Annotated in this window: 12 protein-coding genes; 9 read left to right on the top strand and 3 right to left on the bottom strand. The window is 59.7% G+C overall.

Annotation, left to right across the window (positions count from 1 at the left end):
• Positions 1-6: 6 nt before the first annotated feature.
• From ABD903_RS00700 to ABD903_RS00710, 3 genes are all read right to left on the bottom strand, one after another.
• On the bottom strand, positions 7-780 hold the full coding sequence (locus tag ABD903_RS00700) for a carboxypeptidase-like regulatory domain-containing protein (RefSeq protein ID WP_345220440.1): 774 nt from the start codon (positions 778-780) through the stop codon (positions 7-9).
• 133 nt (positions 781-913) lie between these two features.
• Positions 914-1606 carry a hypothetical protein gene (locus tag ABD903_RS00705; protein WP_345220442.1) on the bottom strand — a complete coding sequence of 231 codons (693 nt, stop codon included), beginning with the start codon at positions 1604-1606 and terminating at the stop codon, positions 914-916.
• A gap of 156 nt (positions 1607-1762) precedes the next feature.
• Entirely contained in the window at positions 1763-3016 is a 1254-nt protein-coding gene (locus ABD903_RS00710) for a metallophosphoesterase (protein ID WP_345220444.1), read from the bottom strand.
• 121 nt (positions 3017-3137) lie between these two features.
• On the opposite strand from ABD903_RS00710, the gene radC reads away from it, so the two are divergent.
• From radC to ABD903_RS00755, 9 genes are all read left to right on the top strand, one after another.
• On the top strand, positions 3138-3881 hold the full coding sequence (gene radC, locus ABD903_RS00715; RefSeq protein WP_345220446.1) for a RadC family protein: 744 nt from the start codon (positions 3138-3140) through the stop codon (positions 3879-3881).
• A 213-nt stretch (positions 3882-4094) separates the two neighbouring features.
• Positions 4095-5312 carry a BamA/TamA family outer membrane protein gene (locus ABD903_RS00720; protein WP_345220448.1) on the top strand — a complete coding sequence of 406 codons (1218 nt, stop codon included), beginning with the start codon at positions 4095-4097 and terminating at the stop codon, positions 5310-5312.
• A 228-nt stretch (positions 5313-5540) separates the two neighbouring features.
• Complete coding sequence (locus tag ABD903_RS00725) at positions 5541-6167, top strand: DUF1684 domain-containing protein (RefSeq protein ID WP_345220450.1); 627 nt, start codon at positions 5541-5543, stop codon at positions 6165-6167.
• A gap of 214 nt (positions 6168-6381) precedes the next feature.
• Positions 6382-8820, top strand: coding sequence for a phenylalanine--tRNA ligase subunit beta (gene pheT / locus ABD903_RS00730; RefSeq protein ID WP_345220451.1), 2439 nt, complete (start codon positions 6382-6384; stop codon positions 8818-8820).
• Between the two features lie 169 nt (positions 8821-8989).
• Positions 8990-9286 (top strand): hypothetical protein, encoded by a 297-nt coding sequence (locus tag ABD903_RS00735; RefSeq protein WP_345220453.1) that lies wholly within the window; start codon positions 8990-8992, stop codon positions 9284-9286.
• A 34-nt stretch (positions 9287-9320) separates the two neighbouring features.
• Positions 9321-9611, top strand: a complete 291-nt coding sequence (locus tag ABD903_RS00740; RefSeq protein ID WP_345220459.1) for a cell division protein ZapA — start codon at positions 9321-9323, stop codon at positions 9609-9611.
• Between the two features lie 114 nt (positions 9612-9725).
• Positions 9726-11387, top strand: a complete 1662-nt coding sequence (gene rny, locus ABD903_RS00745; protein ID WP_345220461.1) for a ribonuclease Y — start codon at positions 9726-9728, stop codon at positions 11385-11387.
• A gap of 383 nt (positions 11388-11770) precedes the next feature.
• Positions 11771-12514: a hypothetical protein gene (locus tag ABD903_RS00750; RefSeq protein WP_345220463.1), complete on the top strand. Its 744-nt coding sequence runs from the start codon at positions 11771-11773 to the stop codon at positions 12512-12514.
• An 86-nt stretch (positions 12515-12600) separates the two neighbouring features.
• The gene (locus tag ABD903_RS00755) at positions 12601-13347 is read left to right on the top strand and encodes a hypothetical protein (RefSeq protein WP_345220465.1); all 747 of its coding nucleotides are present in this window, start codon (positions 12601-12603) and stop codon (positions 13345-13347) included.
• The last annotated feature ends 2 nt before the right edge of the window (positions 13348-13349 follow it).

The following is a 13349-nucleotide window of genomic DNA, read 5'->3' on the forward strand; positions in this document are numbered from 1 at the left end:
TTAGCATTACTGTTTAGGGGCCAGACTGCCGGCGGGGGGCTGCATAGGCTGCTGGGGCAGCTGCCGCTGCGGCACTTGCTGCGGTACCGTTAGGGGCAGGGTCAGGTCGCCTTCTACTTCGTAGCCGCGGTTTACCCGGAAGTACTGGTTGTAGGCGCGGCGCTTGGACCGTTCGGCTTCCATGCGTTTCTCACCTTCAATTTCCTCCATCTTGCGCCGCTGCATGCCTTCGCGGGAGAACTGGTCGTAAATCAGGCTGATGGGGCTTTGCAGCGTGGGCGTAGGGACTTTGGGCGCCGTAGAATCCACGGGGAACAGCGGCTGGGGCTTGGGCGGGCGCTTTACGGCGTTGGCGGGCGGTGCGGGCCGCTTCACGTTGCGCAGAGCGCGATTCACAGTGGCGTCGTCGGGGCGGCCTTCGCGCACCCGCACCTCGCCCAGCTGAATGGTGGCCTGGTCGAGCTTCACCTGCACGATAATCTGCGAAACGCCGGTGTTGCCCAGCGGCAGTCGGTAGCTGTTATAGCCCACGGCCCGAAACTCCAGGGTATCGGAGGCGCGCACAGTCACGGCAAAGTCGCCTTCCTCGTTAGCCACGGTGCCGCGGCGGGTGTTGATGTTCCAGATGGTGGCCCCCGGCACGGCTTTCTTGGTGGCCCGATCGGTTACCGAGCCGGTTACGCGTACCTGGGCGGCGGCCGGGCGGGCAGCCAGCAACAGCGTTAAACTTCCCAAAACCAACAGCCAAAGCCGAAAACGAAGCGCAATCAAGTCAGTCAAACCAGTAGTCATCAACGGGGGCACAACACGGCCGCGCGGCGCAAAGTAGCCAAGCTTTGCCTCAAGGAGGCAAAAAAAGCCGGCCCCGTTGCGAACGGGGCCGGCTTTTTTTACGCGCAATAGGGCCGAAGCCTTACTGCATCTTGGTTTTGTCGCCGTCGGCGGGCTTGTCTTTAATGGTGCCGTCGTCGGCGTCCATTTTGCCTTTGTTGCCGGCGGCATCTTTGGTCTTGATGTCGCCGTCGCTCTTAACCTTGATTTTGTTGCCGTCGGCATCTTTGGCTTTCATCTTCGAAACTTCCATAGCGCCTTCGCCCGAAGCCGTGGCGCTCATGTCCGACGAAGACGACATGCTGTTCGCGCCCTCTTCGCTGTCCATGCCCTGGGCCATGGCGTCGTCCAGGTAGCGGTCCTCGTAGTAGTTGGTGCGGCTCGATTCGTAAGCCGAGTACTGGGCCGGGTCGGTGAAGATGGTTTTCATCTCCGCGTCGGTTTCGGTGTACACGGTGCGCATGGCGGCGGCCATGCCGGTGGTGTCCTCCATGTACTGGTTATGCAGCTCGCCGAGGCGCTTCGAGCGGTTGTAATAGGCCGTGCGCACCTTGGCGCGGGTGGCTTCGTCGAGTTTCATCTGGGCCGCCATGTCGGCCGAAATCCGGTCGGCGCGGCTGTTGTAAGCTTCTTCGGTGTATACCGCCGGTCTGGCCGTGGTTGTTGTGGTCGTGGTGGTGGTTACCGTACCATCGGTTTCGGTGGTTTTTTCCTGCGAGCAGGAAGCCATGGTCATGGCCGCAGCGCACGACAACAGCAGAAACATCTTTTTCATGGGAAGGGAGGGAAGGTGTGAGAGTCAGAATTGAACAAAACCAAAGGTTTTGTATCGGCCTTATACGCCCACCTCATCTATTCGTTCAGGTCAATAAAAAAGGCCCCTGCCAAAGCGCGGCAGGGGCCTTTCTCGGTCTTTCGAGCCGGTTTTCAACTAAGCTCGTTTTAACTCAAAAACGGTTATTTCGGGCAGGAAGCCCACGCGGCCGGGGTAGCCGATGAAGCCCAGGCCGGTGTTTACGTACAGGTATTGCTTGCCCTGCTCATACAGGCCGGCCCACTGCTTGTACACGTACTGCACGGGGCTCCATTTCAGGTGCGGTAAGTTCACGCCGAACTGCATACCGTGGGTGTGGCCGGATAAAGTCAGGTCGATGTCGGGGTACTGCAATACTTGCGCCTCCCAGTGCGATGGGTCATGGGAAAGCAGCAGCTTGAAGGGTGCGTCGCCAGAGGTAGCATGAGCTTTAGCTAGGTCACCGTATTTCTTAAAGCCACGCTGGCCCCAGTTCTGCACGCCAATCACGGCAATTTGCTCGCCATTGCGCTCTATCTCCTGGGTTTCATCCAGAAGCAACCGCCAACCCATTTTGGCATGGTTTTGTTTGATTCGGGCCAAATTGGCCGCTTTAGCTTCTGCACCGCCCTGCGCGTCCCAGTCCACGTAATCAGAGTAGTCATGGTTGCCAAGGATGGACAACGGCTGAAATTTGGACTGAATACCAGCCAGCGTTTCGATGTGCTCTTCCACCTCGTGGGCAAAATTGTTGACTAAGTCGCCGGTCATTACTACCAAGTCGGCGCCCTGCTGGTTAATCATGCGCACGGCGCGCTGCAAGGGTTCTTTCGAAGGAAACGAGCCGGTGTGCAGGTCGGAAATCTGTAGCACCTTAAAGCCATCGAAGGAAGCGGGCAGGTTGGGAAAGCGCAGCGTTACGCGCTTTACGCGGTAGTCGGTGGCGCCGCGCACCATGCCGTAAATGAGGGCCACCAGCGGAATACCGGCTATCAGCAACGCCAGCTTATTGAGAAATTCGCTGCGGGTAAGCGGGGTGCCCGTAGCCGCCGTAGAGCCGGAGGAACCGGTAAACAGGCGGCCTACCCACCGCACCGAGCGCACCAAATCTTCGGGAAACAGGAACAGCAGCACCACTAGCTTGGCCACCACCAAGGCCAGCAGCAAACCGCCGATGTAGCCTTTATAGGGCGTGGTGCCCAAATGGCGGGTGCTCATGGCCCAGATACCGGCGGCCCAGAGCCCCACCGTTATCAGCCAGTACATGGCCGTGGCAAGGCGACGGGTGGTGAGCGAGGTGTGCTGCACAAGCGTACGGATGGCCTGAAAGCCATACCACTCGGCCACCACCAGGAGGGCGAGAAAGAAGAACGAAGAAAACAGTCGGGACATAACAGGGTGTGAAACCGCGGCCACCCACGCAGGGTTTCGCGGCGCGCGTTACCGGCGCTGACGAATGAACTGGGATTTTACTTTATTTCTGACGCTTATAGCCCCTTAACAATCGTGCCCCATGAATTCGTTTGACATCCTGTCGGAAGACGATCCGCAAACCGGAGCCTACCAAGCACCCACGTCGTTCAGCATCAAGAGTTGGGCCGAAGAAGACCGGCCGCGCGAAAAACTCATGGCCAAAGGCCGCGCCGCCCTCACCGACGCCGAGCTAATGGCCATTCTGCTGGGTTCGGGCACCGCCAAATTATCAGCCGTAGACGTGGCCAAGCTTATTCTGGCCGCCACCGGCAACGACCTGAACGAGCTGGCCCGGCTGTCGATAAAAGATTTAATGCGCCACAAAGGCATTGGCGAAGCCAAAGCCATAACCATAGTGGCGGCGCTGGAGCTGGGCCGCCGCCGCAAAGACACTGCCGCCGCAGCCCGCACCACCATCACCTGCTCCACCGACATATACAACCTTGTGCGGCCTAATCTGCAGGACTTGCCGCACGAGGAGTTTTGGGTGATTCTGCTGAACCGAGCCAACGTGGTGATGCGCAAACAAAGCGTGAGCAGCGGCGGTGTGGCCGGCACCGTGGCCGACCCCAAAATGATTTTCAAGCTGGCCCTCGAGCAGCTGGCGTCGTCCATCATCTTGGTGCACAACCACCCCAGCGGCAACCGCCAGCCCTCCGCCGCCGACATTGCCCTGACCCGTAAGCTCAAAGAAGGCGGCCAGTTTCTGGATCTGCCGGTACTCGACCACCTCATTTACACCGACCACGGCTACTACAGCTTCGCCGATGAAGGCATATTATAAGTACGGTCTGCAGCACGGTGCTGCATATGGCCCAAGTCAACCGTACCAGGTTAATACTTTGTTGACCCAGGAGCAATTGGCTTGGGCTAGATAAAACAGCGGTAACTATGCACCGCCGTTTGCGGTTACTTTCTGCCACGGCCGGTAAGGAGGCCGCGGCCAGGTAATTACCGCGTTTCTCTTAACCGAACCAGGTACCGCTTTATGCCCTTCATGGCAAGCTGCCTTTCTGCCACGCCCGCTGCCAAAGGCAAGCGCGGCTATCAGGTGTTGGGGCTGCTGTGGCTGATGCTGTTGGTGGGGCTTCCAAGCCGGGCTCAGCCCACGCAAACGTCGTTCTGGCGCAAGCTCAGTCCCGATTCGCTCACCAACCGCCCGCTGCGCTTCATACCCGTGCCGGTGCTGCAGTCTACGCCCGAGACCGGCCTGCGGGGCGGTATTGCGCTCGACTACTTCTTTAACTCCGGCACCTGGCCCGCCCGGCTGCCCGAGGAACTGCGCCGCCCCGGTGCTCCCACCGATTCGGCCCGCCTTGCTACGCGCGACTCGTTTGCCTTCGTTCAAGCGCTGTATAGTACCCGGCGGCAGCTTACCCTCGAAACCGTGTGGCAGGCCTATAGCCCGGCCGAGCGCTACATTTTGCGCGGCCGCGCCGGCTACCAGGATTTTTCGGAGTACTACTGGGGGGTGGGCAACGAGACGCTAGCGGAGAAAGAGCGCAACAACGTTTTTTATCAGCGCTGGTACGCGCAGCCGCGCACGTGGCGCCGCGTGCAGGGCAACTTTTTCGCCGGCCTGAGCTACCATTTCAGCCAAACCCAGCGGCTGCGCCTCGACGATGAAATGCTGGGCTACGAAGCCCTGGCGGGCAGCGACGGCAGCCGCGTGTCGGGCCTGGGCCCCTCGCTGCTGGCCGACTACCGCAACAACCCCTTCAGCCCCACGCGCGGCTGGTACGCCGAGTGGACAATGCACAATTTCGGGCGGGCCCTCGGCAGCCAGTTTCGCTACACCGAGTATCTTTTTGATATGCGCCGCTACCTGCGCCTGCCGCGCCAGTCCACGCTGGGTCTGCAGGCCGTGGGGCATTTTACCAGCGGCACCGTGCCGCTGCTGGAGCTGCCGCGCCTGGGCGGGCCCACCATCATGCGCGGCTTCGTGCAGGGCCGCTACCGCGACCAGCAGCTGTGGTCAATGCAAGCCGAGTACCGCTACCCGCTGAACCGGTTTCTGGTAGGGGCCGTGTTTGCTTCGGCCGGCGGGGTGGCCGCGTCGGTGCCGGATTTTGCCTGGAACAACACCCGCTACGCCGGGGGTGGGGGCCTGCGCGTGCTGCTCAACCGCAAGAAAAACCTGTACGCCCGCCTGGACCAGGCGTTTACTTCCAACGGCACCTCGAACTTCTACTTTCGGGTGATGGATGCCTTTTGATGGCTACTTTTGGGGTGTCGGCGGCGTCGGGCCTGTGTTGGCTCGAGCAGAGGCAAGCGGAGGTGTTCTGAACAACGCGTACCGCTTTTACGCGGAGCCCGAGCGCAAGAACTGGCTCAAGACGAGGAGTTCAAGCGCCGCCGTAATCGTCTGTAACCGAGAGGCAGCGGAGCTGTATTCCGTGCCATCTGAAATTAAGCTCGGCGAAGCTAAAAATCCATCGAATCCGTGCCCAAGCTCTCCATTCCCAAAATCCTGCTCGGCTTCGGCCTGCTCATCGTCCTCGGCTACATTGCGTCCGATCTGTTCATCAGCGACGACCAATACGTTTTCAAGCTCAAGCAGGAGCGGAAACAGAAAAACGAGCAGTTCCGCCGCCACGGCGACTCGCCCCTTTCCGAAGAGCACCACGAGCGGTTCGACAGCCTGCACTACTTCGGCCCCGACCGCGACTACCGCCTCACGGCCCAGCTGGAGCGCCTGCCCGTCGGCGACACCATTACGCTGCCCCTCACCGACGGCAAAGCCGACAAGTACACGCGCTTTGCCCGGGCTACATTTGAGCTGCAGGGCAAGCCGCAGCAGCTAACCTTGCTGCGCCGCGTCAGCAAAACTGATTCCACGCTGTTCGTGCCCTTCGCCGACCTCACCAACGGCCACGACACCTACGGCGGCGGCCGCTACCTCGACGTGGAAACGCCTGCCGCCAACGAGCAGGAGGTGGTCCTCGATTTCAACCGCACTTACAATCCGTATTGCGCCTACGAAGACGCCTTCGCGTGCCCCATGCCGCCCGCCGAAAACCGCTTGAGCGTGGAAATAAAGGCCGGTGAAAAGACATATAAGGAACACTAAGGGCCTTCCCGCTCTATAAGGCCGTCATGTCGAGTGCCGCCGAGGCATCTCGCGTGCTGGATCCAGTTATCCTACACCCTGCTTTTGGGAGAGGAGCTGGAGGGAAGGTCTGATAGAAACCCGCCAACCCTTCCCGCTCACCTGCTACTTTTGCACCCGTAAGCCGCCGCAGCTTTTACGTGCGTCGCCGCTTCCTTCTGACTTCGAATTCGCTATGCAAATTTCCATCGACTGGCTCCGTACGCTGTTCCCCACCGATAAAACCCCGGCTGAACTCTCGGCCCTGCTCACCAGCGCCGGCCTCGAAGTAGAAGGCCTATCGGAGCTGGAAAGCGTGCCCGGCGGCCTGAAAGGTGTGGTGCTGGGCACGGTACTCACCTGCGAACGGCACCCCGATGCCGACAAGCTCAGCCTAACCACTGTGGACGTGGGCGACGAAACCCCGCGCCAGATTGTGTGCGGGGCACCCAACGTAGCCGCCGGCCAGCGTGTTGTAGTAGCTCTGGATGGTGCAGTATTGCACCCCAGCAGCGGCGAACCGTTCAAAATCAAGAAGTCGAAAATCCGGGGCGCGGCTTCGGAAGGTATGATTTGCGCCGAAGACGAAATCGGCCTGGGCCAGTCGCACGCCGGCATTATGGTGCTGACCACAGACCTGCCGAATGGCACGCCCGCCGCTGAGTACTTCGGCCTCGGCACCGACCACATCCTGGAAATCGGCCTGACGCCCAACCGCGCCGATGCTGCTTCGCACTTCGGTGTGGCCCGTGACCTGCGCGCCCTGCTGCGCCAGCCCGTGCAGCTGCCCGACGTGAGTAAGTTTCATGCCCCAGCTTCGGCCGAGCAGAACATCAGCGTTGAGATTGAAGACGCTCACGGTTGCCCACGCTACGCCGGCTTGCTGCTGGAAGGCGTGCAAGTGGGCCCGAGCCCCGAGTGGCTGCAGCGCCGATTGCGCAGCATTGGCCTGGCGCCCATCAACAACGTGGTGGACGTAACCAATTACGTGCTCCATGAGCTGGGCCAGCCCCTGCACGCGTTCGATGCCGACCAGCTTGGTGGCAACGGCATTCGGGTGCGCCGCGCCGCAGCAGGGGAGAAGCTCACGACCCTCGACGGTACCGAGCGCAGCCTGAAAACCGACGACCTCGTTATTGCCGATGCCACGGGCCAAACCCTGGCACTGGCCGGCGTGTTCGGCGGCAAAACCTCGGGCGTGAGCGAAGTCAGCACCCGTGTGTTCCTCGAAAGTGCTTACTTCGAGCCCTCTGTAGCCCGCAAAACGGCGCAAAACCACCAGCTCAAAACCGACGCCTCGTTCCGCTTCGAGCGCGGCACCGACCCACACATGGTGCCGTTGGCCCTTAAGCGTGCCGCCTTGCTGTTGCAGGAGGTAGCTGGTGCCCGCATAGCTGCGCCGGTAGTGGATGTATATCCCACGCCCATCGAGTACACGCCGGTGCGTTTGCTGCTGCCGCGCGTGGAGCAGCTCATCGGCCACTACATTGCCCCCGACCGCATCCGCCAGATTCTCACCGACCTCGACATTCTCATTGTTGAGGAAAACAACGACGTGGCCGGTGGCCCCGAGTGGATTCTGTCGGTTCCGCCGTATCGCGTGGACGTAACTCGCGAAGCCGACGTGGTAGAGGAAATCCTGCGCATTTACGGCTACGACCACGTGCCGCTGCGCCCCTTCAACGCTGCAGCCTTTCTGGCCAAGTTCCCGAACCCCGACCCCGAGCTGCTGCGCCAGGACGTGGCGCGCCTGCTCAGCGGCCAGGGCTACTCGGAAATCATTACCAACTCGCTCACCAACTCGCGCTACTACGAAGCTTCGCCCGAGCAGCCCGACGAAACCTTGGTACGCGTGCTGAACTACAACTCCGCCGACCTCGACGTGATGCGCCCCTCGCTGCTGCACACCGGCCTGGAAATCGTGCGGCATAACGTGAACCGCCGTCAGCGTGATCTAAAGCTCTACGAGTTCGGCCGCAGCTACCACCGCCAGCCCGACGGCAGCTACAAGGAGCGGCCCACGCTGGCCCTTTACCTCACCGGTAATGTGCAGGCCGAAACCTGGCAGCAAAAGGACGAGAAAAACGCGTTTCACCACCTCGCCGGCACGGTGCAGCAACTGCTACGCAGCCTTGGCCACCCGCAGCCCGGCTCGCAGCCCGTGCAGCACCCCTACCTGAACGGCGGCCTCACGCTGCTGCTCCACAACCAACCTGTAGTACAAATCGGCAGCGTATCGCCGAAAGTGCTGAAGCAGATGGACGTGAACCAGCCCGTGTTTTACGCCGAACTGGACTGGCAGTGGCTGGCCAAAAAGTACCGCACCGCTATGTCGGTAACGGAACTGGCCAAGTTCCCGGAAGTACGCCGCGACCTGTCGTTGGTAGTAGACCAGGGCGTAACCTTCGAGCAGCTGCGCCAGATTGCGGTGAAGGCCGAGAAGAAATTGCTGCGCGAAGTGAACGTGTTCGACGTGTACCAGGGCGAAAACCTGGGCGCGGGCAAGAAGTCGTACTCGCTTAGCTTTCAGCTGCAAGACCCCGAGCGCACCCTCACCGACCAGGCCATCGACCAGGTAATGCAGAAGCTCATGGCGCAGTTCGAGCAGCAGGCCGGCGCCGTCATCCGCAAATAATCCAGAGAGGTACTGCCTCCCTGGGCCGTAGGACCGCTCTCGATGCCGACGATGCGTGGCTAGCTGAAGCCTGGGCATCAAACCTTCAAGCCCTGCCGGAGCCTCAAGCCCGGCAGGGTTTTTCGCTTCCGCGCTGTCATTTCATTACTTTGCCGGGAAATTTTCCTGCATGGCTTCTTCTCAGCAACTCGCTCAACTCGACCGCCTCGAACGGCAGGTGGCCACTTTAGTGGCTGCCTATCAGCATGTGCGCGAGGAGTTGGCCGATGCTCAAACCACCATTTCCCAGTTGCAAGCCGACATCCGCGACCGGGACCGGCAGCTGCGGGAGCACCAGAACCAGGAAAATATTGTTAAACTTGCTAATACCATAGCCGGCGAGCCGGCTGCCGCAACAGAGCTGAAACAACGTCTCAACGAATACATCCGCGAGCTAGATAAGTGCCTTGCCTATTTGAGGGAGTAACCCCGCCGCCCACCGCATGACCACCTAACCCACCGTGACCGAACTCTCCGTTAAAATCCGCATCGCCGACCGTGACTACCCCCTGCGGGTGTCGCCACAGGAAGAGGAGCGCCTGCGTTACGCGGGTCGCTTGCTGAACGAGCGGCTGAAGGAATTTCGGGAACAGTACGGCATTCAGGACAAGCAGGACCTGCTGGCCATGATTGCCCTTACAACCCTGGCCGACGGCGTGAAGGCCACGAAGGAAAAGGACGGTACCGATGCTGCCCTCACCGAGCGCCTTGTGCGTTTGGACGAGATGTTGTCGTCGGTGGTACTCGCCTAACAGACACATATCCACGGGGCAGCCGGCCCGGTGGTTTTTGCCCGCATAGCTGCCGTTGCGGCAGCCGCTTACTCCACGGCTGTGGTGCTTGTTCCATTCCCAACAATCACCCCCATGGATATAATATACATAGTACTAGCCGCTGTCGTGGCCCTTGTAGTGGGCTTCGTGGCGGGTAGGCAAATGGCCGGCAAAGCCCGGCAGGACGTGGAAACGCAGGCCCAGGCCCGCGCCCAGGAACTGCTGCAGGAAGCCGAAGCCAAGGCCAACCGCGTGCGCGATGAGCGCATTCAGCAGGCCAAAGACAAAGCCCGTCAGATTCGCAACGAATCGGAGCAGGAAATCCGTCGTCTTCGCCAGGAAGCCGACCAGGATCTGGCGCAGCGCCGGGAAGTAGTAATTCAGCAAGAAGCCAGCGTAAAGCAGCTCACCCAGGCTTCGCAGCGCCAACTGGAGCAAGTACAGCGCAAGGAAAAAGAATTGGATACCCTGCGCGAGAAGGTGCAGAACGACACCCAGCGGCAGCTGGAGAAACTGGAAGCCCAGGAAGAAAAACGCCGCCAGGAGCACGACGAATTACTGGCCGAGCTGCGCCAGGAGCAAAGCGAGGTAGAAGAGCAGCGCCTCCAGATTCAGGCCCAGCTGGAGACTATTTCGGGCCTTACGGCCGCCGAAGCCCGCGAGCAATTGGTGGAATCGTTGAAGAACGAAGCCCAGATTCAGGCGTCCAGCTACATCAAGGATACTGTGGCCCAAGCCAAGCTGTCGGCTACCAAAGACGCCAAGAAAGTGGTGCTGGAAACCATTCAGCGTACCGCCGCCGAACACGCCATCGAGAACTGCGTGTCGGTGTTCAACATCGAATCAGACGACGTTAAGGGTAAGATTATCGGCCGCGAAGGGCGCAACATCCGCGCTCTGGAAGCCGCTACCGGCGTCGAGATTATAGTAGACGACACGCCCGAGGCCATCATCATTTCGGGCTTCGACCCGGTGCGCCGCGAAGTGGCCCGCCTCTCGCTGCACTTGCTGGTGAAAGACGGCCGCATTCACCCGGCCCGCATCGAGGAAATCGTAGCCAAGACGCGCAAGAACATCGACGAGGAAATCGTGGAAATTGGCGAACGGACCATTGTGGACCTCGGCATTCACGGCCTGCACCCCGAACTGATTAAGATGGTGGGCCGCATGCGTTTCCGCTCGTCGTACGGCCAGAACCTGCTGCAACACTCGCGCGAAGTATCCAACCTCTGCGCCACCATGGCGGCTGAGCTGGGTCTGAACGTGAAGCATGCCCGCCGTGCCGGCCTCCTGCACGACATTGGTAAGGTGAGCACCGAGGAACCCGAGCTGCCCCACGCCATTCTGGGCATGGAGCTGGCCAAGAAGTACAAGGAGCACCCCGACGTGGTTAACGCCATTGGTGCCCACCACGACGAAATTGAAATGACCGCGCTCATTTCGCCCATCATCCAAGCCTGCGACGCCATCAGCGGCTCGCGCCCCGGTGCCCGCCGCGAAATGATGGAGAGCTACATCAAGCGCCTCAAGCAGCTGGAGGAAACGGCCAACGGCTTCAAGGGCGTGAATCAGTGCTACGCCATTCAGGCCGGCCGCGAGCTGCGCGTGATTGTGGACGCCGACAACGTAACCGACGACCGCGCGCAAGAGCTGTCCAGCGAGATTTCGCAGAAAATCGAGAAGGAAATGCAGTACCCCGGCCAGATTAAAGTGACGGTGATACGCGAAATGCGCGCCGTGGCTTACGCCAAGTAACCCATCAGCCGACGCAGTACCTAAACCGCCCGTTGCAACAGCTGTTGCAACGGGCGGTTTGCTGTGAACGATAGTCATTCAGTAGAACAAGGGAACAAAAGCGAGTTTTTATTCCACGGCTGAGGTGAATTACAAAGTCAGATCTAATTCTATGTTTAAAGGAGTTAAAGGTGGTTTTAGAGGCTTAAATGGGTAGATTGAGCCACGATTTTCCGCGTTTGTAAAGTCAGATAATGGTGAAATCAGAGGTCGAGTTGCGGACAATGCCCACGTAGGTTTGGAGCATACTTCAACCCGCTATCATGCTCCTGCGCTTTTCTACTGTTGTTGCTTCTGCTGTTCTATTGAGTGTTTGCCTCAGCAGCTGTTCCGTGTATGCTCCTATGCAACCTACTGCGTCGGGCATACGGGCGCAGGGGGAAGCTGAATACACAGGAACTATACACGCCAACGGCCGACTTGAAGGCTCTGCGGTGTATTCGCCGTTGCCGCATGTGCTGGTTAATGGAGCCGCAACCTTCCGTCCCAAAATCGGAGATACGACCTATACAGCAACCCGGCAGTGGGAAGCCGGTGCTGGCACGTACTGGGCCTTGGGGCAGCATCTAATTGTGACCGGCATGGCCGGCGTAGGGCAAGCCAATTCCCGGCGGGGCTTCCTGGAACTGCCGGGCATATTTTCGAACGCCGGGGTTTCGCTCACCGACTACCAAGCTCGTTACAATAAAGTATACGGGCAACTAGGCCTGCATTACGATTTCCGGGGTGGCTCGATAGGAGCGAATTACCGCCTTACCCACCTGCAGTTTCAGTCGTTTACTTACCGCAATTCAGAGCTGCAAATGCATCTACCCGTGTCGATGCCGCGCATGCTGCGCCACGAGCCCATGCTCTACGGCCGAATTGACCTGGACCGTGCCCGGCCGCGACGTTGGCAGCTACAAGGTTCGGTTGGGCTGTCATACAGCCAAGGGCCCGAACAGAAAGGGGAGGAACGGATTTTTCAGCAGGAAATTAATCGTACGCGCATGCCGCTAATCAGCACGAGCGTGGGCGTGGTATTTCGCCCCGATTGGCTGAGAGGGGAGAGCAAAAACAGCAAAGCTGCGGCCGAAAAAATGCGTTAGTCAAAGCGGGTACTGAATAGTGCTCTGGACCAGAACCTCGCACAAGCTTGCTTGATACTGTCTTTTCCACCGTCTGCTGATGAACCATGCGTCAAATCTTTGTATTCGTTTTAGTGGCGCTGGCAAGTGGGGTTAGCAGTTGTGCTGTTTACTCGCCTGAGCTGCCCGTGCTCCCTTTGGTGCAAGATCGTGGCCAAAGCGAAGTACAAGGGAACATGAATGGTTTCTCCAAGCTTGGAATGGACCTTGCTTATTCCCCGCTCAAGCATGTGGTGCTTACCGGGGCTGGCTCGTTTGGTCTCCACAGCCGCACAGACAATCCTTATCGAACGCGTTACACTACCAGCCTTGGAGGCGGGCTTTACACGATGGTAGGCAAAGCGCTGTACCTGTCGGTGCTGGGCAGTTACGGCATAGCTGCTAGCCGTGTAAGCTACAATGGCTACAGTGCTTTGGACACCCTACCCGGCCAAGTGCTTACCGAGTACCGTGCCGCTTATCGGCCTTACAGCGGGCAACTGTGTCTGGCTTTCTTAGGCGAAGGCGTGAGTGGCGGCTTGTTGGTTCGGCAAACTTGGCTTGATGTACGACGCTTAACCCGTAACGGAGGCCCGGTTGGTGGGCAGGCCACGGAGTATTTTGAGCCGGCGCTGTTTCTGCGGTTCGGGCGGCGGGCTTGGCAGGGACACGCCACGCTGGGGTTCTCGTCACCCAATGCAAATATGCGCTTGGGGCTGCAGCGTGAAGAGCAACGGTACTTAGCGGCCAATACTTTGATGATTGGAATGGGTCTGGTAGTGCGCCCCCACCTGTTAAGGAAATCATTTCAATGACG

Origin of the sequence: Hymenobacter koreensis, assembly GCF_039541855.1 — a bacterium.
Taxonomy (GTDB): domain Bacteria; phylum Bacteroidota; class Bacteroidia; order Cytophagales; family Hymenobacteraceae; genus Solirubrum; species Solirubrum koreensis.

What these genes read in the sequence shown, in the direction of transcription:
- ABD903_RS00705 (WP_345220442.1), bottom strand. Translation starts at nt 1,606, where the DNA reads ATGAAAAAGATGTTTCTGCTGTTGTCGTGCGCTGCGGCCATGACCATG.
- ABD903_RS00710 (WP_345220444.1), bottom strand. Translation starts at nt 3,016, where the DNA reads ATGTCCCGACTGTTTTCTTCGTTCTTCTTTCTCGCCCTCCTGGTGGTG.
- radC (WP_345220446.1), top strand. Translation starts at nt 3,138, where the DNA reads ATGAATTCGTTTGACATCCTGTCGGAAGACGATCCGCAAACCGGAGCC.
- ABD903_RS00720 (WP_345220448.1), top strand. Translation starts at nt 4,095, where the DNA reads ATGGCAAGCTGCCTTTCTGCCACGCCCGCTGCCAAAGGCAAGCGCGGC.
- pheT (WP_345220451.1), top strand. Translation starts at nt 6,382, where the DNA reads ATGCAAATTTCCATCGACTGGCTCCGTACGCTGTTCCCCACCGATAAA.
- ABD903_RS00735 (WP_345220453.1), top strand. Translation starts at nt 8,990, where the DNA reads ATGGCTTCTTCTCAGCAACTCGCTCAACTCGACCGCCTCGAACGGCAG.
- rny (WP_345220461.1), top strand. Translation starts at nt 9,726, where the DNA reads ATGGATATAATATACATAGTACTAGCCGCTGTCGTGGCCCTTGTAGTG.
- ABD903_RS00750 (WP_345220463.1), top strand. Translation starts at nt 11,771, where the DNA reads ATGCAACCTACTGCGTCGGGCATACGGGCGCAGGGGGAAGCTGAATAC.
- ABD903_RS00755 (WP_345220465.1), top strand. Translation starts at nt 12,601, where the DNA reads ATGCGTCAAATCTTTGTATTCGTTTTAGTGGCGCTGGCAAGTGGGGTT.